The sequence below is a fragment of the Enterococcus moraviensis ATCC BAA-383 genome, from assembly GCF_000407445.1.
GTDB lineage: Bacteria > Bacillota > Bacilli > Lactobacillales > Enterococcaceae > Enterococcus_L > Enterococcus_L moraviensis.
On the sequence record NZ_ASWB01000005.1, the window covers coordinates 19,351 to 43,339 of the forward strand.

General features: G+C 36.4%; 20 protein-coding genes, 1 riboswitch and 1 other annotated feature. Of the genes, 14 read left to right on the forward strand and 6 right to left on the reverse strand.

Features of this window, described 5'->3' with window-relative positions; translation table 11 throughout:
- Window position 1: 1 nt before the first annotated feature.
- The 9 genes from I586_RS15605 (at window position 2) to I586_RS15650 (ending at window position 9,267) form a co-directional block, all read left to right on the forward strand.
- Window positions 2-364 carry an LPXTG cell wall anchor domain-containing protein gene (locus I586_RS15605; RefSeq protein WP_010763817.1) on the forward strand — a complete coding sequence of 121 codons (363 nt, stop codon included), beginning with the start codon at window positions 2-4 and terminating at the stop codon, window positions 362-364.
- A complete protein-coding gene (locus I586_RS15610) occupies window positions 361-1,170 on the forward strand; it encodes a WxL domain-containing protein (protein WP_010763818.1) in 810 nt (269 codons plus the stop codon). The genes I586_RS15605 and I586_RS15610 overlap by 4 nt, the downstream gene beginning before the upstream one ends.
- Window positions 1,171-1,220: 50 nt before the next feature.
- Window positions 1,221-1,994, forward strand: a complete 774-nt coding sequence (locus I586_RS15615; protein WP_010763819.1) for a WxL domain-containing protein — start codon at window positions 1,221-1,223, stop codon at window positions 1,992-1,994.
- Window positions 1,995-2,110: 116 nt separating this feature from the next.
- Window positions 2,111-3,181: a WxLIP family cell surface protein gene (locus I586_RS15620; RefSeq protein WP_010763820.1), complete on the forward strand. Its 1,071-nt coding sequence runs from the start codon at window positions 2,111-2,113 to the stop codon at window positions 3,179-3,181.
- A gap of 67 nt (window positions 3,182-3,248) precedes the next feature.
- Window positions 3,249-3,911 carry a hypothetical protein gene (locus tag I586_RS15625; protein ID WP_010763821.1) on the forward strand — a complete coding sequence of 221 codons (663 nt, stop codon included), beginning with the start codon at window positions 3,249-3,251 and terminating at the stop codon, window positions 3,909-3,911.
- 174 nt (window positions 3,912-4,085) lie between these two features.
- Entirely contained in the window at window positions 4,086-4,622 is a 537-nt protein-coding gene (lepB, locus tag I586_RS15630; RefSeq protein WP_010763822.1) for a signal peptidase I, read from the forward strand.
- 153 nt (window positions 4,623-4,775) lie between these two features.
- A riboswitch (SMK box riboswitch) is annotated at window positions 4,776-4,916 on the forward strand.
- Complete coding sequence (metK, locus tag I586_RS15635; RefSeq protein ID WP_010763823.1) at window positions 4,914-6,101, forward strand: methionine adenosyltransferase; 1,188 nt, start codon at window positions 4,914-4,916, stop codon at window positions 6,099-6,101. It overlaps the preceding riboswitch by 3 nt.
- 670 nt (window positions 6,102-6,771) lie before the next feature.
- Window positions 6,772-8,235 carry a DHA2 family efflux MFS transporter permease subunit gene (locus tag I586_RS15645; protein WP_010763824.1) on the forward strand — a complete coding sequence of 488 codons (1,464 nt, stop codon included), beginning with the start codon at window positions 6,772-6,774 and terminating at the stop codon, window positions 8,233-8,235.
- Window positions 8,236-8,478: 243 nt separating this feature from the next.
- A complete protein-coding gene (locus tag I586_RS15650) occupies window positions 8,479-9,267 on the forward strand; it encodes an alpha/beta hydrolase (RefSeq protein ID WP_010763825.1) in 789 nt (262 codons plus the stop codon).
- A 55-nt stretch (window positions 9,268-9,322) separates the two neighbouring features.
- Here I586_RS15650 and I586_RS15655 read toward each other — a convergent pair whose 3' ends face one another.
- A complete protein-coding gene (locus tag I586_RS15655; protein WP_010763826.1) occupies window positions 9,323-9,970 on the reverse strand; it encodes a TetR/AcrR family transcriptional regulator C-terminal domain-containing protein in 648 nt (215 codons plus the stop codon).
- A gap of 234 nt (window positions 9,971-10,204) precedes the next feature.
- On the opposite strand from I586_RS15655, the gene I586_RS15660 reads away from it, so the two are divergent.
- Both I586_RS15660 and I586_RS15665 read left to right on the forward strand, forming a co-directional pair.
- Window positions 10,205-11,914: an ABC transporter ATP-binding protein gene (locus tag I586_RS15660; protein WP_010763827.1), complete on the forward strand. Its 1,710-nt coding sequence runs from the start codon at window positions 10,205-10,207 to the stop codon at window positions 11,912-11,914.
- Window positions 11,907-13,676 (forward strand): ABC transporter ATP-binding protein, encoded by a 1,770-nt coding sequence (locus tag I586_RS15665; protein ID WP_010763828.1) that lies wholly within the window; start codon window positions 11,907-11,909, stop codon window positions 13,674-13,676. Before I586_RS15660 ends, I586_RS15665 begins: the two co-directional genes overlap by 8 nt.
- A gap of 124 nt (window positions 13,677-13,800) precedes the next feature.
- On the opposite strand, the gene mnmM is transcribed toward I586_RS15665, so the two are convergent.
- The 5 genes from mnmM to I586_RS15690 all read right to left on the reverse strand — a co-directional run bounded on the left by mnmM (window position 13,801) and on the right by I586_RS15690 (window position 17,815).
- Entirely contained in the window at window positions 13,801-14,364 is a 564-nt protein-coding gene (mnmM, locus tag I586_RS15670) for a tRNA 5-(aminomethyl)-2-thiouridylate-methyltransferase MnmM (protein WP_010763829.1), read from the reverse strand.
- Window positions 14,364-15,332 carry a tRNA modification radical SAM protein MnmL/YtqA gene (mnmL, locus tag I586_RS15675; RefSeq protein ID WP_010763830.1) on the reverse strand — a complete coding sequence of 323 codons (969 nt, stop codon included), beginning with the start codon at window positions 15,330-15,332 and terminating at the stop codon, window positions 14,364-14,366. The genes mnmM and mnmL overlap by 1 nt, the downstream gene beginning before the upstream one ends.
- A gap of 13 nt (window positions 15,333-15,345) precedes the next feature.
- Window positions 15,346-15,996, reverse strand: coding sequence for a phosphatase PAP2 family protein (locus tag I586_RS15680; protein WP_010763831.1), 651 nt, complete (start codon window positions 15,994-15,996; stop codon window positions 15,346-15,348).
- Window positions 15,997-16,125: 129 nt separating this feature from the next.
- Complete coding sequence (locus I586_RS15685) at window positions 16,126-17,157, reverse strand: DUF4097 family beta strand repeat-containing protein (protein ID WP_010763832.1); 1,032 nt, start codon at window positions 17,155-17,157, stop codon at window positions 16,126-16,128.
- Window position 17,158: 1 nt separating this feature from the next.
- Complete coding sequence (locus I586_RS15690) at window positions 17,159-17,815, reverse strand: DUF1700 domain-containing protein (RefSeq protein WP_010763833.1); 657 nt, start codon at window positions 17,813-17,815, stop codon at window positions 17,159-17,161.
- A gap of 308 nt (window positions 17,816-18,123) precedes the next feature.
- On the opposite strand from I586_RS15690, the gene I586_RS15695 reads away from it, so the two are divergent.
- From I586_RS15695 to fosX, 3 genes are all read left to right on the forward strand, one after another.
- Window positions 18,124-20,166 (forward strand): LysM peptidoglycan-binding domain-containing protein, encoded by a 2,043-nt coding sequence (locus I586_RS15695; RefSeq protein ID WP_010763834.1) that lies wholly within the window; start codon window positions 18,124-18,126, stop codon window positions 20,164-20,166.
- Between the two features lie 51 nt (window positions 20,167-20,217).
- Window positions 20,218-20,443: a binding site (T-box leader), on the forward strand.
- A 293-nt stretch (window positions 20,444-20,736) separates the two neighbouring features.
- Window positions 20,737-23,250 carry a leucine--tRNA ligase gene (gene leuS, locus I586_RS15700; RefSeq protein ID WP_010763835.1) on the forward strand — a complete coding sequence of 838 codons (2,514 nt, stop codon included), beginning with the start codon at window positions 20,737-20,739 and terminating at the stop codon, window positions 23,248-23,250.
- 153 nt (window positions 23,251-23,403) lie between these two features.
- Window positions 23,404-23,805, forward strand: coding sequence for a FosX/FosE/FosI family fosfomycin resistance hydrolase (gene fosX / locus I586_RS15705; RefSeq protein ID WP_010763836.1), 402 nt, complete (start codon window positions 23,404-23,406; stop codon window positions 23,803-23,805).
- Window positions 23,806-23,989 lie beyond the last annotated feature (184 nt).

The following is a 23,989-nucleotide window of genomic DNA, read 5'->3' on the forward strand; positions in this document are numbered from 1 at the left end:
TATGAGAAAAAAAATCAATATATTAATCTTCTCCTTTACTTTGCTATTATCGCTAGCAATCAGTTATCCTTTGACTGCTATGGCTAATAACAATGGAGGAGAAGTGCAAACAGATGGTGTGATTCGTTTTTATGAAGATAGTTCTTCAACGGAGCCATCAACAAGCACATCAACAAGTACACAACCGTCAAGTAACACGTCAACGAGCTCATCTCAAGTTGCTAAACCTGTTGGACGTTATCCGAGCACTGGTGAAATGGTAAAAACAAGTCTTGTATTTACCGGAGTCGCTTTGGTCATTATCGGATTACTTCTGTTTTTCTGGAAACGCAAGAAAGAGAAAGAAGGGCGGGATAACAAATGAGAAGATTGAAAAAAATAATTAAATTTCTCGTTATGCCAATTGCTGTGATTTCTTTATTAGCGCTTACCAGTGATACTGCATTCGCAGAAGCAGAAGCAATAAGTGGACCTGGCAAAATCAAATTTTCAGGTGAATATCCGCAAGACATTGTTGATCCAGAAAAACCAGGTGAGATCGTCGATCCAGGAGAAACACCCCAACTTAAAGGGGATTTGAGAATTGATTTTGTTCCTAAACTAGATTTTTATCAGAATAAAATTTCCGATAAAGATGAAACATACTATGGAAATGCACAAAATTTCTTTGGTGCAACCAAACCTAGAGGAAACTTTGTTCAAGTCACTGACTTGAGACAAAAGCCAACAGGGTGGACGTTACAATTGCGTCAGGAAATGCAATTTACCAATAAAGAGACTGAACACAGCGAAATAAACGGGGCAATGTTATCACTAGATAAATCTTGGGTAAGTTCTACTCGAGATGCTAGTGGCGCGCCCCAACTCTCAAAAGAGATCATTAATATAGACAATATAGGTGCTTCGTATAACTTAGCACAAGCAAATGCTGGTCAAGGCGCAGGAACGTGGACAATTTCCTTTGGTGCATCTGAAGAAAATCAGAATAACCAAAAGAATACACTGGAACCTAGATTAGATCATACTGGTCAAGCAGTTTTAGATCCAGTATTTGATAACAAACCTGTCTATTTGAATAAAGCTGTTTCACTATCAATTCCGGGAACAACAATCGTTGATCCGGTACCTTATACTACGGTGTTAACTTGGATATTAGCCGAGTTGCCATAAATAGAAACAACACACACACACTAACATACACAAACTAGGAGGAAACACACATGAAAACAAAAACATTATGTTCAGTAGCATTATTAACTTTATTAGGAGTAAGTCTAGCAACACCAGCGGTAGCTAACGCTGAAGCAAAATCTTTACCAACTAACGGTAAAATCAAATTTACTGAAGACAACGGTCCGAAAGACATCGTTGACCCAGAAGATCCAAAAGAACCAGTTATAGATCCAAAAGAACCAATCATCGTTAACCCAGATCGTGGTTCATTCAGTATTGACGCTGTAACTGAATTAAACTTTGGTGAAGATAAAGTAAAAGCTTTCGCTTCTAACCCAGAATACTTTGCTGCAGCAATCCCAGTAACAACTTCTAAAGGGGATGTTACTCGTGGAAACTATGTACAATTTACAGACGTACGTGGTGTTGCAAACCATAAATACCAAGTAAGTGCACAATTATCAAAACAATTCGAAGCAAACGCTAACGCTGGAACTTTCTTGAAATCAGCTACGATTGATTACTCAAATGCAGCAATCACATCTGCTGATCCAGCAACACAATGGCCAGCAACAACTGTTGCCGGATTCCAATTAGCAGCAGATGCAGCTGGAACAGGCGCTGGTTCTTCAGTAGTAGTTTTAGATAACAAAGACGCATCTAAAGGAATCGGAACATACACAATTGAATTTGGTCAATATGGTGACGGAACAGCGGATACAACTGCTGAATCTGTTAAATTAACTGTACCAAACACAAACGTTTTACTAGCTGATGAATATACAGCTGAAATCACTTGGACAATTGCGGAAGTATTATAATTTACACTGAATAAGTAGGTTGAATTATATCGCATACTTTAAGTAGTTATGTTCATATAAATGGCGAGACAGAAATAGTTATTTCTGTCTCAGCCTTTTTAAAGAGAGGGATAGCGATGAAGAAAAAGCATCTATTATTTTTAGTAATGTCACTTATGATAACAATACTTTTGCCAATCAAGACATACGCAGAAGAAAACAGCGGCGGCAACGCAACTGGCTTTACATATGAAACAATTAAACCTGACAATCAGAAGAGTCAAGACGCAGGCTACTTTGATTTAAAGATGACACCTGGGCAAAAACAAACCGTTAAAATCAAACTTAAAAACTTGGCATCAGAAGAGGTAGAAATCTCAGTGAAATTAAATGGTGCTAAGACAAACGCTAATGGAGTTATTGAATATGGTCCGACAACGATCAAAAAAGATAATTCATTAAAATATGATTTTGAAAGTATTGTTAAAGCTCCTGAAACAGTTAAATTGCCAGCCAATGGCGAAAAGGATGTCGACATAGAAATTACGATGCCAGAAGCTTCATTTGATGGAGTGATTTCAGGCGGAATCCAACTGCAAAAAATTGAAAAAGAAGAAGCCTCAAAACCTAAGAAAACGGGTGTTATCAATAAATACGCTTATGTCATCGGGATGTTGCTTTCTGAAACGGACAACGAAGTTCAACCAAATTTAGAATTAAATAAAGTTTATGCTGAATTAAACAACTTTCGTAATACATTTTTTGTGAACTTTTCTAATGTGCAACCTGCCTATCTAGAGAATATGACAACACAAGTTCAAATCATGAAAGACGGCAGTGACGAAGTTTTATATGAAACAAAACGTTCTGGTATGAGAATGGCACCAAATTCTTTGATCGATTTTCCAGTCAGTATGGAAGGGGATAGCATGGTTCCAGGAGGCTATCGCGCTAAAATCTTAGTGACTTCTGGTGAGAAGAAATGGGAATGGGATGAAACGTTCAAGATTACAGATGAAGAAGCAGATAAATTCAATAATCAAGACGCTGGTTTAGAAGATGTTCAAACCTTCAACTGGCAGTTGATTGCAGGAATTGTGGGAGGCGTAGTAGCCTTAGCAGTTATTATTTTCTTCGTAATTAGAGCCGTAAATAAAAAGAAACAAGCAAAGAAAAAACAAGCAAGAAAAAAGAAACCTAAAAAGTAATAAAGAACACAAAACAATTATCTAGTGTAAAAAGCTAGCGATATTTTTAAATGAAGGAGGTAAACAAATGACTATATTAGATTGGTTTTTTATTGTTTCTTTATCCATAGCCAGTGTAGGATTATTATTTGCAGGGACCTCCTTTTATCTGATGATTCAAACTAAAAAAGCTTTAAAAAAAGTAAAAAGAACAAAAGTCAAAAAGAAAAAAAAGAAACAAAAAAGACGGAAAATCAGAGAACTAACAAGAAAAAGCAAAAAGCAGCGGACGTTTGGGATCGTATTAAGCATTTTATTTTTACTGTCAACGTTAAGCGCAGGTTATTCATTGTATTATCAATCCATGCATTTAAGTCAAAAAGATTCTAAAGCGGTCATTCAAGGGTATTATCTAGTAGACAATATCGAAAAAGAACTGCAAGCAGCAAAAACAACGGATAATGATGTTAAAGCTGGGAAAAATATTAAATTACTAGCAGGGCAGCTTTCAAGTTATGGTATTTATAAAGCAACGATCAGAAATACAGAACAAGGGCAAAAAACGTTGAATAAATACTATAAGTCAATGAAAGAGTTAGGAATAAACTTATCCTCTCAAACAGATGAATTTTTCAAAGATGAGACACTCTTAAATGCGTTTGAAGCAGATGTTGCGGCAGTTAAGAAAAATCAAGAAGCAGTAGTCAGTTACTTTAAAATCAATGAAAAAGCGTTGGTAAATAAAAAATAACCTGGTGATTTTATGAAAAAAGCAACTCATAAAAATAGAGCGAAACGAAATCCAAAAAAACAAACCGCCCAAACAATAAACGCTAAAAAAACAGGCAAAAAAAAAGTTCCTATCAATTCAAAGAGACCTTCAAAAAAGCGTAAGAAGAAACAGAATAAGAAAAAGAGAAGAAAAATGAAGCTTCTTTTTTTTGAAATAGGCTTAACTATACTGGTAACAACTGTGGTGGTCTATCTATTGTCTCTATTTACCTTTTCTTTTGCGAAAGTTGAAGGTTACTCTATGAATGATACGTTGGAAGATAAAGATGTAGTTATTGTCAATAAACTAACAGATATCAAGCGTTTTGATCTTGTCTACATGCAGGTACCTAACTCTAAAGATAAATCAATTCGAAGGATCATCGGTCGTCCTGGAGAAAATGTCTATTATAAAAATGGACAGTTGTATATTAACGAAGAGGAAAAAGAGGAACGGTTTATTGCTGATTACAAAAGGCAATTTGAAAAAGATGGTATGATGTTTACCGAAGATTTCACATTAAGGTCTTTAACAGGAAAACCTACGATACCTAAGGGGAAGTATTTGGTTTTAGGCGATAATCGTCCCTATGCAACGGATAGTCGTTATTATCAGCTAGTAGATGAAAATGAGATTATTGGAACTGTCGAAATGAGAGTGTTGCCGTTACATAAATTACAAAAATTCTAATGAAACACTGGGAAAACACCGCGATTTTACGGAGCCGCAGGTGTTTTTATTTCTATAAATCAACTTATCTTCTAGCGCTGATAAAAAAATAAAAGAGTTTTTCTAGGAAAGAATAAAAAGTAAGTTTTTTCTTTGGAAATCTGTTATACTAATAAGCGTTACAAGTTCCCGAAAGGATTTGTTGTGAAATTATAGAGTTTTAAATGATTAGCTAGTGGAACTAGTCTAAAAGTTACTCTATATTTTATACAAAGATGCCTTGTAACCGAATATAAATAGGGGGAATACATTATGACAGAGAGACATTTATTTACATCAGAATCCGTTTCAGAAGGACATCCGGACAAAGTTGCCGATCAAGTGAGTGACGCAATACTAGATGCGATTTTGGAACAAGATCCAAAAGCCCGTGTGGCATGCGAAACAAGTGTTACGACTGGTTTAGTTTTAGTTTTTGGAGAAATTTCGACTACGGCTTATGTAGACATCCAAAAAGTTGTTCGACAAACATTAAAAGATATAGGCTATACTCGAGCAAAATATGGGTTTGATGGAGACACAGTTGCTGTTTTAGTTGCAATCGATGAGCAATCACCAGATATTGCACAAGGTGTGGATGACGCATTAGAAACACGCGGCGACAAAGATACCAAAGACGATATTGGTGCTGGAGATCAAGGGCTGATGTTTGGTTTTGCGGTTGATGAAACACCAGAGTTAATGCCTTTACCGATTTCATTGAGTCATAAACTGGTTGGTCGTTTAGCTCAGTTGCGTAAAGAGGAAAAATTACCTTACTTACGTCCAGATGCCAAATCACAAGTTACAGTTGAGTATGATGAAAATGGTAAACCACAACGTGTAGATACTGTTGTAATCAGTACACAACATGATGAAGAAGCTACGCTGGAGCAAATTCAAAAAGACGTAAAAAAACTCGTTATTGAAGAAGTAATTCCAGCAGAACTATTAGATGAAGAAACGAAATATTTTATAAATCCTACAGGCCGCTTTGTGATTGGTGGACCACAAGGTGATGCAGGTTTAACAGGACGTAAGATCATTGTAGATACTTACGGCGGTTATGCGCGTCATGGTGGCGGTGCCTTTTCTGGAAAAGATGCGACGAAAGTCGATCGCTCTGCCAGTTATGCAGCACGTTACATTGCAAAAAACATCGTTGCAGCAGGATTAGCTGAAAAAGTTGAAGTTCAGTTAGCTTATGCCATTGGTGTAGCACAACCTGTATCGATTTCAATCAACACTTTTGGGACAAGCGAAGTACCTGAAAGCAAATTGATTGAAGCGGTTCGTAAAAACTTTGACCTGCGTCCAGCGGGAATTATAGAAATGCTTGACTTACGCCGTCCAATCTACAAACAAACGGCAGCATATGGTCATTTTGGTCGTACAGACATTGAACTACCTTGGGAGCAGACAGATAAAGTCGATGCAATCAAGAAAAGCTTGATGGAGTAAACGAGGCGGCGCTACTAATGAAAATTAGTGGCGCCGTTTTGCTGTGAATCACCACGACTGGCTCCGCCAGAGTGGATGATGAACAGTACTTGGCGACCAAAGGGAGCGAAGTTTCATTACTAGTGAATCACCAAACGCTATAATGCTAATAACAAATAGAAGCCAGCGACCAAGGGAGCGAAGTTTCATTACTAGTGAATCACCAAGCGCTATAATGCTAATAACAAATAGAAGCCAGCGACCAAGGGAACGAAGTTCCATTACTAGTGAATCACCAAGCGCTATAATGCTAATAACAAATAGAAGCCAGCGACCAAGGGAACGAAGTTCCATTACTAGTGAATCACCAAGCGCTATAATGCTAATAACAAATAGAAGCCAGCGACCAAAGGGAGCGAAGTTTCATTACTAGTGAATCACCAAATGCTATAATGCTAATAACAAATAGAAGCCAGCGACCAAAGGGAGCGAAGTTTCGTTACTAGTAAATCACCAAATATGTTAAACCAAACAACAAATACAAGCCAACAACCCACAAAATCAATCATCAAGTCAGTTACAATAAACTTAAAAACGCTCATATTCAATGTAAAGTCTCGCAATAGATGCAACAAAACTCTGTAAATGAATAAGTAACTATATCAAAAAATAGCAAAAAGGATGGAGATACATGGAAAGAAAAACAAACGTCAAACTTGTAACGATCAGTGTTTTTGTTGCAACGTTTATGACAGCAATTGAAGGAACGATCGTTTCAACTGCTATGCCAACGATCGTAGGATCCTTACATGGCATGGAAATTATGAACTGGGTATTTTCTATTTACTTATTAACAAATGCAATGCTAACGCCTATTTATGGAAAGTTAGCGGATAAAATTGGACGAAAACCGATTTTCATGATTGGTATTATTATTTTTATTATAGGATCTTCACTTTGTGGTTTGGCGCAAAATATGATCACCTTGATCATTGCCAGAGCAATTCAAGGAATTGGGGCAGGAGCGATTATGCCTGTTGCATTAACAATTCTTGCAGATATCTATTCAATTGATAAACGTGCAAAGATGTTAGGGCTGAATAGTGCTGCTTGGGGAATTGCCAGTATTTTTGGACCACTTGCGGGTGGTTTTATCGTGGATACAGTTGGTTGGCATTGGATTTTCTTCATTAACGTGCCGATTGGTCTTGTGTTGATGGGATTGATTGCTTACTTTTTAGTGGAACCTAAAAGAGAAAAATCCAAAGTACCAATGGATATCTTGGGTAGCATTCAGTTGATGTTTGTTTTATTAACGCTATTATTAGGATTTCAATTAATTGGAGATGGCGGTTTTGATTTAAAAGTGTTCTTATGCTTAGGAGCCTCTGTGTTATTCTTTATTAGCTTTATTTTTGTGGAAAAAAGAGCCAAAGATCCCGTGATCGATTTGATGTTGTTTAAAAATTCTACTTTTGTGATTGTGAATATCGTAGCAGCATTGATCAGTGGATTTTTGATGGGTGTAGAAGTGTATATTCCAATGTGGATGCAAGGTGTATTGGGCAAAAGCGCTGGAATCGGTGGATTAGTATTAGCGCCAATGTCGATTTTATGGATGGTTGGATCGTTTATTGCCAGTAATTTAATGGAGAAACATACAACAAAAAGAGTATTAACGATCGGTTTGAGTATTACGCTATTAGGCGGTATTTTCTTAGTGTTGGTTCCAGCAACGATTTCATTTGTCTGGTTCTTTGCAATCTCTTCTGTTTTAGGGATTGGTTTTGGGATTACGATTACAACCACAACTGTGACAGCACAAAGCAGTGTTGATCCTTCTGAAATGGGTGTGGCAACATCCTTCAATACATTAGCGAGAACAATTGGGCAAACCTTGATGGTATCGATTTTTGGGGTTATTATCAATGCTGTGACAACTTCTGAATTAGCGAAAAGTACCTTAAAAGTTGATTCAGATGTGATGAATCAACTTGTGAATCCCCACACGGCTAATACCATTCCAGCAGATTTATTGAAACCATTACGTGGAATGCTTTATGCAGGACTTCATAATGTATATATCGTTGGCATCGGTCTGATTATTGTGGCGATTATTTTAAACATAAGTGTTAAAAAGAAAATAGCAAAATAGAGGAGTTATTATTTCTTTATAAAAAATGACGATAGAATACGAAGTTTCAACACAAAATGTTCATATTTTCTTTGTATGATTGAGACATACCAAAAGAAGACAACTTGAACAAAAGTATTTTTCATTTTTAACTCCTCCTCGACTCGTTCTTCATTAGAAGAACGAGTTATTTGTTTTATCTATTTAGTCAAAAAATGATGGATTTAGTGCTACAATAATAGAAAAAGAAATGAGGGATGTTGGATGGCCTTTTTACAAGCAAATATTTATTCAAATATATTAGAGATGGAAGTATCATTGAATGTGATCTTACCTCAAAAAACGGAGAAAAAAATTGGAACAGCCTCAAAAGGCAATAGTAACGATGTTCCTGTGATGTATCTACTTCATGGGATGGGGGGAAATCATAGTGTATGGGAACGTCGGACTTCGATTGAACGATATGTCTCTGATCTTGGAATCGCTGTGATCATGCCTTCTACAGACTTAGGTTGGTATACAGATACGAGATACGACATGAATTATTGGACGTTTATTGCTGAAGAATTGCCAATGATTTGCCATGAATTATTTCCTCAATTAACAACTAGAAGAGAAAAAACATTTGCTGTTGGACTCTCGATGGGGGGATATGGTGCATTAAAACTTGGGTTGTCAAAACCAGAAAAATTTGGAGCTGTGGCTTCACTGTCTGGGGCTGTAAATTTAGCTGATCGAATGGAAGACCTGCTATCTGTCAAAAGTAAGAATTACTGGGAAGGAATTTTTGGTCCGTTAGAACAGGTTCAAGGGTCGATCAATGATCCAATGTTTTTACTAGATCAGTTAGTTAAAAGTGGGAAAAATGCGCCGAATATTTTTCTATGTTGTGGTGAAGCAGATCCATTATTATATGGGAATAAAAAAATGGCGGCAGCATTACAGGAGAATTATGTTGAGCATACTTTTGAAACGGGTCCTGGTCAGCACGATTGGGTCTTTTGGGATGAATGGATTCAAAGAGTTTTGGCATGGTTACCTTTAAATAGATAAAGATAAAAAAAGCTTGGTCATTAAAAAATGTCCGAGCTTTTTTACGTATTTATAGTTAGACGAGCGTATCTAATCCATTTAAAAATACCCGTAGTGTCTTCATGAAGAAATCTTTTTGTTTTTCTTTTTGTCGATAGTGAATACTTTCGCTGATATTGTTCAGCTCATTTTCTTGGACATATTGTTTCATCAAAATGATCTGTTTTTTTAAATAATCATCGCCAGCCATCACTTTCGTATATAACTTCTTCTCTTCGGAAGAATCCATCAGCATACCAAATAATAAATGCTGTAAGGACGTGACAGTCATGTAACTTAATTCGATTGAGAAACCAGCTTCATGAAGTATACCAAGGATTGCATCAAGATTCCTTAATCGAGAGGGGTAGGAAGGAATCGTTTGAATTTCGATCTCTATGGCACATGGGTATTGTTGGTATAATTCATAATAATTTTCCATATAAGCATAGATTGTTTCTTTCCAATTCTCTTGAGGTTTTGGTGGGATAAACTGGTTTTCTATTTCTTCAGCCATACTTTGGAGCAAGGCTTGTTTATTTTCTACATGCCAATAGATTGCAGGTGCTTGGATATTAAGTTTTTGCGCTACTTTGCGCATAGATAATTTTTCTAATTCAGGGTTTTCTGTCAATAACTGAAATGCTGCCTGAACGATTTTATCTTTTGATAATTTTGATTCCAATTTTATCATCCTTTTATTTAAAAAATATAAGCTAACTTCTTGAATTTCATTGTTAAAAATGGTAAATTGTTATGCGGCCTAATTTTACAGTGTTAAGTTTGTGAATTTGATAAATGAAATAGACCACTTTATTTATCCATTAACACATAATAACATTAAATACTCGTTGAAAGTTGCACAATGAATTGAATAGGCTAGATTTACAAAGAAAGTTGGGATTAAGTGAGTATTATTATGGAACACGTCAAGAAGTACAAGTTGGAAGTTACCATAGCATTGATTACCGTTGTTATCATGGTCATGTCGGCCTTATGGCAACCTAAATTATTACAAAAAGTGTTAGAAGCCATTATTAAAGAAGATAAAAGCCAAATGAAAGAACTAGGATTATACTTGATTGGAATCGCAGGCTTAGGATTGATTGCCGGAGTTTTCAATACAATTTATTCTGCCAAAGTAGCGCAAGGTGTTAGTGCCGATATTCGAGAAGCAACATTTCGTAAAATCCAAACATTTTCATTTGGAAATATTGAAGAATTTTCTGCTGGAAATTTAGTTGTACGTTTAACAAATGATGTTACTCAAATTCAAAATGTGATCATGATTGCGTTGCAGTCATTGTTTAGAATTCCGATCCTATTTATCGGAAGTTTTATTTTAGCGATGATGACATTGCCTCAATTATGGTGGGTAATTATTTTACTTGTCGTGGCAGTATTTATTATCACAGCTTTATCATTTTCTCAAATGGGCAAACATTTTATGATCATTCAAACATTGATCGATAAAGTGAATGGGTTAGCAAAAGAAAATCTTTTAGGGATTCGAGTAGTGAAATCATTTGTTCAAGAAGATAATGAATTAAATCGTTTTAGTAAAGTCAGTGAAGAGTTGACGAAACATAATTTGATTGTAGGAACATTGTTTTCTGTTATGATTCCGTCATTTATGTTGGCAGCTAACTTAGCGATTGCAGGATCGATTTTTCTTGTTAGTAATCTAGTGAAAGATGATCCAACTGTTGTTGGTGGAATTGCTTCATTTATGAGTTATTTGATGCAAATCATGATGGCGATCATTATCGGCGGAATGATGATGATGATGACTTCTCGTGCCGCTGTTTCAATCAAACGGATCAAAGAAGTCATGGATACAGTTCCTGCATTGACATATAAAGAAGTGCCAGAACAAAACCTAGATGGTAGTGTGACGTTTGACCATGTTAGTTTCCGATATCCAGGAGATGAGTCAGATACACTGAAAGATATTTCATTTTCTATCAAGCCAGGTGAAATGATTGGTGTCGTTGGCGCGACAGGTGCAGGTAAATCAACTTTAGCGCAATTGATTCCACGATTGTTTGATCCTTCTGAGGGAACTGTAGAAGTTGGTGGTGTGGATTTAAAGGATGTTAATGAACAGAGTCTACGTAAAGCTGTTTCATTCGTCTTGCAAAAAGCAATTCTCTTTTCAGGTACGATTTCACAAAACCTACGTCAAGGGAAAAAAGATGCTAGTGAAGCTGACATGAGTCGAGCTACAGAAATTGCGCAGGCAAAAGAATTTATTGAGAAACTTGCGTTGCAGTATGAAGCACCAGTTGCTGAACGAAGCAATAACTTCTCTGGTGGACAAAAACAACGTTTGTCTATTTCTCGTGGTGTGATCGGTGATCCTAAGATCTTAATTTTAGATGATAGCACAAGTGCCTTAGATGCACGTTCAGAACGTTTAGTTAGAGAAGCGTTGGATAAGGACTTAAAAGATACAACAACGATCGTGATCGCTCAAAAGATTTCTTCAGTTGTGCATGCTGACCGTATTTTAGTTTTAGATAAAGGGCAATTAGTAGGCGAAGGAACACATGAAGAATTAGCTAAAACAAACCCAATCTATCAAGAGATTTACGAAACACAAAAAGGAAAGGATGAAAATAATGACTGATTTAATAAGAGCAAGTAAATTCTTTTTTCATTATTTAAAACGATATAAACTTTCCTTCTTGTTCATCTTTATAACGATTGTGATTGCAACTTATCTACAAGTGAAAGCACCGCAATTTGTTGGTGAAGCGATTCAAGAATTAGCTAATTATGCTAGAGCTTTAGGGCAAGGAACAGATGATAAGAGTAAGTTTATTGATATTATCTGGAAGCTATTTATTTTCTATGTATTAACAAGTGCAGCCAATTTTATTTATAGTATTCTATTTACACAAGTTGTTGGAAAGTCAACGAATCGGATGCGGATTGGTTTATTTAATAAATTAGAAAAATTAACGATTCGTTTCTTTGACTCTCATCAAGATGGTGAAATTTTAAGTCGATTTACGAGTGATTTGGATAACATCCAAAATAGTTTGAATCAAGCATTGCTTCAAGTATTGACTAATGCAGCTTTATTTGTAGGGATTTTGATTATGATGTTCCGCCAAAATGTTCAGTTGGCGTGGGCAACGATTGCCTCAACGCCAGTTGCGATTTTGATTGCGGTAGTTGTCATCAGCAAAGCACGTAAATATGTTGATATTCAACAAGATGAAGTTGGAAAGTTAAACGGATATATGGATGAAAAAATCAGCGGACAACGTGTGATTATTACGAATGGTTTGCAAGAAGAAACCATTGAGGGGTTCTTAGAACATAATGATACTGTACGCAAAGCGACATTTAAAGGACAAGTATACTCTGGTTTGCTGTTTCCAATGATGCAAGGCATGTCTCTTGTGAATACAGCTATCGTGATTTTCTTTGGTGGTTGGTTAGCATTAAATGGTGATTTAGAAAAAACAGTTGCGTTAGGTTTAGTGGTAACCTTTGTTCAATATTCGCAACAATACTATCAACCATTAATGCAAATTTCTTCAGGTTACAGCATGATCCAGTTAGCGATCACAGGTGCTCGTCGTTTAAATGAGATGTTTGACGAACCGGATGAAATCAATCCGAAAAATGGAAAAGAAATCGCTGGTATTAATGAATCTGTTTCTTTAAATCATGTTGAGTTTGGATATGATCCAGAAGTGCCGATTTTAAAAGATGTTTCAATCAATGTAAGCAAAGGTGAAATGGTTGCATTAGTTGGACCAACGGGTTCAGGAAAAACGACGATCATGAACTTGTTGAATCGTTTTTATGATGTAAATAGCGGTTCCGTTACCTTTGATGGTACGGATATTCGCGAAATAGAATTAAGCAGTTTACGAAGCCATGTAGGAATTGTTTTACAAGACTCAGTGTTATTCTCAGGAACAATTCGAGACAATATTTCTTTTGGTAAACCTGAATCTACTGAAGAAGAGATTATTGAAGCGGCAAAACAAGCGAATATTCACGAGTTCATTATGGAACAGGAAAATGGCTACGACACTGAAATTACGGAAGAAAATAACATTTTCAGTACAGGTCAAAAACAACTGATCAGTATCGCACGTACAATCATCACAAATCCATCATTATTAATTTTAGATGAAGCAACAAGTAATGTAGATACCGTGACTGAATCGAAAATCCAAAAAGCGATGGACGAAGCAATCAAAGGCAGAACAAGCTTTGTGATTGCTCACCGTTTGAAAACCATTTTGAATGCGGATCGTATTGTTGTTTTAAGAAATGGTGAAGTGATTGAAGAAGGAAGTCATCATGAATTATTGAAACAAGAAGGGTTCTATTCAGAATTGTACTATAATCAGTTTGTATTTGAATAAATAAATGTCCTTAGGGGTTAATTCCTACAAACGGTTTGGAATCTCTAAAGTAGTATATATCTAAAGGTTCTAAATAAAAGTAAATAGGTAGTAAAGCAAAACTGTCTATGTTTTGCTTTACTACCTATTTTTTCTCAATGCAAAATAAAATTGGAGGATTATTCTTCTGATTAATAAATTGATAAGTCAGAACACTGTATTCTTCTTGTGGAAGCTGTTGCGAATATTCTTTTATCAGCGCTAATTCAGCTTCACCACCAGCGTGACCATAGTAAACGACTAAAATGATTCGACCGTTAGAGACTAATCGAGTGAGTAGTGCATCTAAAGCTTGTTTCGTTGTATCTGGTTTTGTGATGATCTGTTTATCGCTTTTAGGTAGGTACCCTAAATTGAAAATAGCAGCACGTAAAGCTGTTTCTTCAGGAATAGCTGTTTCAATCGTCTCGTGACCTTGATGTAATAGGCGGACTTGCTCTCGTACTCCAGATTCCAAAAGCCTATTTTCAGTATTTTGCAAAGCTTGTTCTTGAATATCAAAAGCGTAAACTAAACCATTTGTACCAACGAGTTGCGCCAATAAAGCTGTATCATTTCCATTGCCCATAGTTGCATCTACAACCGTATCACCAGTTTGGATTATTTCTTTTAATAATGTATGACTAAAACGCATCGCCGTTTGTAACATTAGATAGAAACCTCCTTTACATCTCGAACATTGTAGAGTCCTTGAACACTATTTCGACGTTTCATTTCATCATCAATTGCGTTCAACACTTCCCATTTCTTTAAACTCCACATTGGTCCAACTAAAGCATCAGTGGGCGCATCACCGGTTAAACGATGGATCACGATCTCTGGTGGGATCATTTCTAATTGATCACAAATCACATTGACATAGTTCTCTCTCGTCATCAATTGCAAACGTCCTTCATGATAATCACGCAACATACGCGTATTCGTCATTAAATGCAGTAAATGTAACTTGATTCCTTGAATATCTGAATCAAGAATCGTACGACGGACATTTTCTCGCATCATCTCTAAACTTTCGCCAGGTAAACCATTGATCAAATGTGTACAGACCCGAATATTATGTTTACGTAATTTAGCAACACCATCTAAATACGTTTGATAATTATGGGCGCGGTTGATTGTGTTACTCGTATGTTCATAGGTTGTTTGTAAACCTAATTCTACCCATACATAATAACGTTGGTTCAGTTCTGCTAGATATTCTACAACATCATCGGGCAAGCAGTCAGGACGCGTACCAATCGAAATACCCACAACGCCTTTTTCATTGACAACTTGTTCAAAACGGTGTCGAATCACTTCAACAGGAGCATGCGTATTTGTAAAATTTTGAAAATAAACAATATACTGGTCAACCTGTGGCCATTTTTTATGCATCATCTGTACTTCTTTTTGAAATTGAATCGGTAAAGGATCCTGTGGTGCTACGATCATATCGCCTGAACCTGAAACACTACAAAAAGTGCAGCCGCCTTTTGCAACTGTTCCATCACGGTTTGGACAATCAAAACCACCATCTAAAGGAACTTTAAAAATTTTACCGCCAAATTGTTGTCGTAAAGCATAATTCCATGTATGATATCGTTTATTTGGATCTTCAGTATATAAAAATTTTGACATTTTCTTCTTCTTTCTATTGTTGTTTATTTTTAAAGCGCCAAACAAAACGTTTTTCTAAATAAATTGGATAGGTCATCAAGAGCCAAGCTAAACCAAAGCAAAAGCCTCCTAAAACATCACTAGGGAAATGAACGCCTACATAGATTCTACTTATCCCAATCAGAAAAATGCCGACACCTAAGATAATTTGTAAAAACAAACAAAGATTTTTTTGTTTAATAAATTGTGGAAGCAATAAAATAATCGTGCCATACAAAAGGACGCTTCCAGTAGAATGTCCACTGGGAAAGCTATAACTATGTTCCGTTACTAAATGATGTAAAGTTGGACGAGTGCGCATAAATACTAACTTGATCAATGGATTTGCCACACCTGCAATTAATGCTGTATTGATTAAAAGCCAAAGGACTTCGGCATAATAGCTTCCTCTAAACAATATAAAAGCAATAGTTAAAGTAAGGATTCCTATGGTCAATGGATCTGCGAACTTCGTATACCAAATAAAGAATGGATTAGCAGAAGGATAAGGCATACGTACAATGGAAGTGATCGTTTGGTCAAAACTTTTTAACCAACCAGGATAAAAACGAACGACATAACCTAAAAACATAAAAACGACTAGAAAGCAGCTTCCTGCAAACTGATAATATAACTTATTCTTCATTAAAAAATCCTCTCCAATTATAGATAAAGTTTATTATAACACCAAACAAATAAGAAGACATCTGAGAATACTAAAAAAGCCTATATGAAAACTTCAACGTTTCATATAGACTTTGATTTAAAAAGAAGATTAGCTATCCTCACCATCTTCATAATCTGATGGACCTTCAACTGAAATATCCCCAGAATTTGTTTGTAACGTGAACGTTCTTGTTGCTTTTCCTTGCTTATAAGAAGTGCGTTCCTTACCGAAAATGGTACTATCACCTAACTTAGTTTTGGTTTTGATTGTTACATCATATAGTACTTCTTCTGTAAACAAGTCAATACTTCCTTGTTGTGTTTCAACGAGTAACTCTTTAGGAAGTTCAGTGCCGTATAGTGAAAAATCACCATTGATACTTTTAACTTTTGCGTTCCCTTTAAGGTCTGTTGCGTGGATTTCACCATTAGTTGTTTCAATAGTAGACATCCCTTTGACACTATTCAATGAAATATCGCCTGAAGTACTACTAGCAGACCATTTAGAGGCAGCAAAATCATTTAATTGAATTTCACCGTTTTGGGTTTTGAAGGTTGCGTCATCAGCACGAACGTCAGTATGAACGTTCAGATTACCGTTAGTGGTCTCGATCGCTAATTTTTCCGTGTTGATATCACTAACAGTAACATCTGCATTGTTCATTGTGATGGCTAAATTTTTTGTTGTGGCTAATGAAACATTGATTGCGCCAGTTGCTTTTCCGTCTATTACTAGACGTTCAGTATTCTCTGGGATCGTTAAAGTCACTGCAGATCCGCCATCAAAAATGCCAAATTTAAACCCATCAAATTCGGACTTTTTCTTTGTACTATTTGCTGAAATAGTTAGTTGATCCTTTTGTTCCTTAACATCTAATGAACTATTAAGTGAAACAGGTACAGAACTTCGTGTATCCATCGTTACTGTATTTGAATTTTCAGTTAGAATATAAAATTCAGCATCTCCGGAAAGATCAAGATGAATTTCTTTTGAACTTTGTTTATTTTTTATCTCATAGGTTTGAGTTTTCATCTCGGTCATAGAGTGTTCAGCCCGTTTGAAATAAACGGCACTGCCAATCCCGCCGATGATCATAGCTAAAACACCTATGGATAGAAAAAAAGCAGTTGTCTTTTTCATACTAAATCTCTCCTCTTAAAACACGTATATTCCATTGTAGGTAATGTTTCAGGACTTTTCCAAAGAATTTTGTTAAGGGCGTCAAAATCAATAACCCGATAATACCAGCACCGCAAAGGAATAAACTAAGGAACAGTTGGAACATTGTCCCATCATTAAAACCAGCGAAAACTGAGATCCCTCCTAAGATCGGTGAAAATAAGAATAGTACAGCTGCCAACCAACCTGAAAATAAAAGCATAATAGCAGTAAAAATCATCCAAAACATAAAAAGAAAGTTAAGTGAAAGGACACCCGCTACTTGGCAAAAGCGGACAAAGCCATTGTGATGAGGTCGATCATCAGTACGATAGGTATAATCATAAGGATGCTCAGGTGCCTCTTCATAATAATAATCATTCGTGGCTACGGGCTGAATTTCTTGCCAGCCTCCTCGTTCAATTTTTTTCTCCGGAACAGTGATATCAAATTCTTGTAAAATTTCTTCTGCAATTCCTCTTGGTTTGCCTAAGCTTTTTGCAATCTGTTCTTCTGTCTCACCATTCGCTAAACGTTCTTTAAAAATTTCTTCATATTTATTCAAGATAAAGGACTGCTGCTGACTGCTCAAAGGCTTCAAGTAGATTTTCAATTCAATTAAAAAGTGCTCTTTATTCATCTTTTTCCCCCATTTCATTTTACAATCTGACTTCTTCTTCTCCACTATAATTTTTTTTGGAAGTAATAACAAGTCCTGAATCAAAAAATCAGCCTAAGGTAAAGAGTTAAATCAGACTTGAGACCTAGTTCAGTTTCAATGAATCATGAAAGAATTGGAAAATCAAAAAATGAAAATAGAAAGAAATGTTTAACACATTTTTTTGTATATTAGGGAAGAAAAAAATAAAAAAAATTTCTATTTTCTTTTAAAAAAGGGTATACTGTAATTCAAAGAATACTTTTTTTAGAAAATTCGGAGGACATATTATGGAGAACTACAACACAACAAGGAAAGAGCGGAGGAAAGCCGAACAGAACAAGCTTGCTTACGATCAGTTAAAAAAAGGGACCACTATGCTGAGTTCAGCAATCGTCGTATCTTCGATCGCAGCCCCAATCGCTGCTCCAAAAATAGCGGAAGCTGCAGAAGACCAAAATTCAAGTGCACAAGTAAGTTACTCAGATACACCTACACATACAGAAGTCGTTCAGGACACGACAACTGACACTAACAATTCGATGACACAAGAAACTCAGACAACAGAACAAGAAACATCCAGTGAAGCAACGTCTGAAACACAAGAATCATCAGAATTAAATACATCAGAAACAACGCAAAGTACTGAGACAACTGAACCGACTGAAGAATCAACTGAATCAACAGACTCTTCAACAACTGAAACACAAGAAACAACAGCACCAGAAATTATGATGCGCTCAGCAGCATTATCACAAACTAGAAGCATCAGCCCAAGTACCTTTATCGCTGATATAGCGGGTCATGCTCGATCAGTTGCTTCAGCGAACGATTTATACGCATCTGTGATGATGGCTCAAGCAATTCTTGAAAGTGATTGGGGAAGAAGCACATTATCAGCAGCACCAAATCATAACTTATTTGGTATAAAAGGAAGTTATCAAGGTCAATCTGTTACGATGAAAACTTGGGAAGTGTATAATGGGCAATGGGTTCAAGTAGATGCTGCATTTAGAAAGTATCCTTCTTATTCAGAATCATTTAGTGACAATGCCTATGTTTTAAAAAATACAACCTTTCAAGCTGGTGTATATTACTATTCAGGTGCGTGGAAAAGCAATACAAGTTCATACAGAGATGCAACGGCTTGGTTAACAGGTCGCTACGCAACAGATCCTAGCTATAATACAAAATTAAATAATATTATTACTACGTATAATTTGACACAATATGATACCCCTTCAACTGGTGGCGGCAATACAGGTGGAAATACAGGCAGTGGCAACACAGGCGGAACAAGTAGCCAAGATGTGACACACACAGTAAAAGCTGGTGATAGCTTATGGGGATTATCTGCCAAATACGGTACATCTATCGCGAATATCAAAAGTTGGAATAAACTGTCTAGTGATGTCATTTATGTAGGCCAAAAATTAGTTGTGAAAAAAGGTTCTGGCAGTACTGGTGGCGGTAATACAGGCGGCAATACAGGTGGAAATACGGGTGGTTCTGGTAATACAGGAACAACAAACTCTTATTACACAGTAAAATCAGGTGATTCATTATGGGCAATAGCTAACGCCAACGGTATTAGTATTACTAATTTACGTCAATGGAACAATTTAAGTGGTGATATAATTTATCCAGGCCAAAAACTGATTGTGAAAAAAGGCTCTAGCAGTACTGGTGGGGGCAATACAGGCGGGAACACTGGAGGCAATAGCGGTAATACAGGTGGTTCTAGCAATACAGGAACAACAAGCTCTTATTACACAGTAAAATCAGGCGATTCACTATGGGCAATAGCGAATACCAATGGCGTAAGCATTGCGAATTTACGTCAGTGGAATAATCTGAACGGTGATATTATTTACCCAGGTCAAAAATTGGTTGTGAAAAAAGGATCTGGTAGTTCAGGAGGCAGTAATACGAATGGCGGTAACAGCAGCTCTTCAGGAAATACTGGTAGTTCAAATAACGCTGGCACTTCGAATAGCAACTATACAGTAAAATCAGGTGATTCATTATGGGCGATAGCCAATGCCAATGGCGTAAGCATTGCAAATTTACGTCAGTGGAATAATTTAAATGGTGATATTATTTTCCCAGGCCAAAAACTAATTGTGAAAAAAGGTCAAAGTGGCTCATCAAGTTCAACGAGCACATCAAATAATCAAGGTGGTAGTCAAACAGCGGGCTCTCACACTGTAAAAAATGGCGATACGTTATGGGGACTGTCCCAAACATATGGAACTAGCGTTCAAAAAATAAAACAATTGAATGCCTTATCCAGTGATACAATTTATATTGGTCAGAAACTGAAAGTGAAATAAAACGATTGAAATTAACTGAAATATTTGGTAGTATGATACCACATGATAGATATTGAAACAGTGAAAAGGAATAGTAGAAAGAACCATGTTTTAGAGAGCGTATGGTTGGTGAAAATACGCACAGAAGCTTTCGAACTCGCCTTTGAGTTATTTTACTGAACAAGGAGAAAAAATCTACTTTACTAAGTAAAATCGGTGGCGGCCGTTACAGCGCTGAGGCTTGTATCTATACAAGCGAATTTAGGTGGTACCACGTTGTCAATTATACGTCCTATAGGAGTTTTTCCTGTAGGACGTTTTTGTTGTGAATCACTATGACTGGCTACGCCAGAGTAGATGATGAACAATACTTGGCGACCACAGGGAGCGAAGTAACCTTACTAGTGAATCACCAAAAGCCTAGATCTAAAAAAGTTAAGAGATGTAAGTAAATCACCATTAAGGTCTTAAATGATCAAAGCCAGGCTACGCCAGAGTAGATGATGAACAATACAAGGCGTACAATGGCAGTAAAGTTAAATCGCCACTAAATACAATGAATAAAAGCTACCTAAATAGGAGGAGAAAAACGTGAGTTACGATCACAAGAAAATTGAGAAAAAATGGCAAAAATATTGGGCGAAGCATAATAGTTTTACAACACATGATGATCCTAATAAAGAAAAATTTTATGCGCTAGACATGTTCCCCTATCCATCAGGACAAGGGCTTCATGTAGGGCATCCAGAAGGATATACAGCAACAGATATTTTATCTCGAATGAAAAGAAGCCAAGGATACAGTGTTTTGCATCCAATGGGTTGGGATGCATTTGGCTTACCAGCAGAACAATATGCCTTAGATACAGGCAATGACCCAGCAGAATTTACGAAAAAGAATATTGAAACCTTTAAACGTCAAATTAATTCATTAGGTTTTAGTTACGATTGGAATCGTGAAATCAATACGACAGATCCAGAGTACTACAAGTGGACACAATGGATTTTCACAAAACTATATGAACATGGTTTAGCTTATGAAGCGGAAGTTGCTGTTAACTGGGTTCCAGAACTTGGAACAGTAATCTCAAATGAAGAGGTTATTGATGGGAAAAGTGAACGAGGCGGTTTCGATGTTGTTAGAAAACCAATGCGTCAATGGATGCTTAAAATTACAGCATATGCAGATCGTTTGCTTGATGATTTAGACTTAGTAGATTGGCCTGAAAATATTAAAGATATGCAACGCAATTGGATCGGCCGGTCTGAAGGTGCGAATGTTGATTTTAAAGTCAAAGGAAGTAATGAAACCATTACGGTCTTCACAACGCGTGCAGATACACTATTTGGAGCAAGCTATCTAGTCGTTGCACCTGAATTAAAAATTGTTGAGGATATCACAACGCCAGAACAAAAAGAAGCAGTACTTGCATATCAAGAAGAAGTTAGTAAAAAATCTGATTTAGATCGTACCGATTTATCTAAAACAAAAACAGGTGCTTTTACAGGTGCGTATGCAATCAATCCAGTGAATGGCAAAGAGATACCAATTTGGATTGCGGACTATGTTTTAGGAAGTTATGGTACTGGCGCTGTTATGGCTGTACCTGCTCATGATGAAAGAGATCATGAATTTGCTGATAAATTTAATATCGAAATGATTCAAGTCATTGAAGGTGGCGATATTACGAAAGAAGCCTATACAGGCGATGGTCCACATATCAATTCCGACTTCTTAGATGGCCTAACAAAGGATGAAGCCAACGAGAAAATGTACCAATGGTTAGAAGAAAAAGGCTGTGGTAGAAAAGAAGTGACGTATCGTTTACGTGATTGGTTATTCTCTCGTCAACGTTATTGGGGGGAACCGATTCCTGTGATCCATTGGGAAGATGGTACAACGACAACTGTCCCAGAATCTGATTTACCGTTGAGATTACCAAAAACAGATGATATCAAACCAAGTGGAACTGGAGAATCACCGCTTGCCAATATTACTGAATGGATCAATGTAGTTGATCCAGAAACTGGAAAAAAAGGGAAACGTGAAACCAACACAATGCCACAATGGGCAGGAAGTTCATGGTATCACTTACGATATATCGATCCACACAACAAAAATGAAATTGCCAATTTTGAAAAATTAGAACGTTGGTTACCTGTAGATATCTACATTGGTGGAGCGGAACATGCGGTACTTCATTTGTTGTATGCTCGTTTCTGGCACAAATTCTTGTACGATATCGGTGTTGTACCAACAAAAGAACCGTATCAAAAACTATATAATCAAGGAATGATTTTAGGCCAAAGTTTCCGTGATAATCGTGGTGTATTGGTTCCTACAAATATGGTTGAAAAACGAGATGGCGTTTGGGTGAACATCGAAACAGGTGAAGAGCTTGAAGAAGCGCCAGCTAAAATGAGTAAATCGTTGAAAAACGTTGTCAATCCGGATGATGTTGTGGAAAAATATGGGGCAGATACACTAAGAATGTATGAAATGTTCATGGGTCCACTTGATGCATCTATTGCATGGAGTGAAAATGGGCTTGAAGGAAGTCGTAAATTCTTAGATCGTGTATGGCGTTTGATTGTCGATGAAAATGATAAAATGCGTGATCGTATTACTACGATCAACGATGGACGTTTGACTAAAGTATATAATCAAACAGTCAAAAAAGTAACAGAAGATATGGAAAATCTACACTTCAATACAGCAATTTCACAATTAATGGTTTTTGTAAATGAAGCAAATAAAGTAGATGTTTTACCATACGAATACATTGAAGGGTTTGTTCAATTACTCGCACCAATTGCACCACATCTTGGTGAAGAGTTATGGGCAATTCTTGGAAATGAAGAGAGCTTAACGAATGCACCTTGGCCAACTTATGATGAAGCTGCATTGATCGAAGATGAAGTCGAAGTCGTTTTCCAAGTGAATGGGAAAGTTCGGGCAAAGCTAAACATCACTAGAGGGCTAAGTAAAGAAGAACTAGAAGAAAAAGCGCTAGCTACCGCAGAAATTCAATCATTTATTGAAGGAAAGACGGTACGCAAAGTGATTGTCGTTCCAGATAAATTGGTGAACATTGTAGCAAATTAATAACATAAAAATTGGGCTGGAATCTAACTCTGTGAGTTACATTCCAGCCTTTTAGCATTTAAAATAGAAGCTAGTAAAAAAGCCGTTGCTTCTTAATTTGTTTTTGACGTAACCTTATTACACTATAGAATTGAGAGCATGGGAGGAAATGAAATGATCAGTCACATAACATTTATTGTGCATGATTTAGACAAAGCAACCTTATTTTTTGAAACAATTTTTGATGCTAAAGAAATTTATTCAAGTGGAGCAGATACATATTCAGTAGCGGAAGAAAAATTTTTTTTAATTGGTGAGTTGTGGATAGCGATCATGCAAGGCGATTCTCTTCCTAGTAAAACTTACAATCATATCGCGTTCAAAATTGAGGAAGAAGAGTACGATTATTATATGGAAAAAATCAATTCACTAAATTTGGAAATAATGAAAGGACGTACAAGAGTAAAAGGCGAAGCAAACGCCATTTATTTTTATGATTTTGATCATCACTTATTTGAATTACATACAGGTACTTTAGATGAGCGATTGAGGTGCTATAAACAAAAATCAAAATAATCCTACTTTGCACAAAATAATGTATCATGCTACAATGTGTACAAGAAATGACGAGGAGGTGAATAAGTACAATGGTCGACATGCCAAAAATAACAGCAGGTTTTTCATATATAATAACATACCTAGCTTTTTGTCATGCCATTATTTCCATTTTTTTATCTCAAGGGACAAGTGTGTCCAAAAA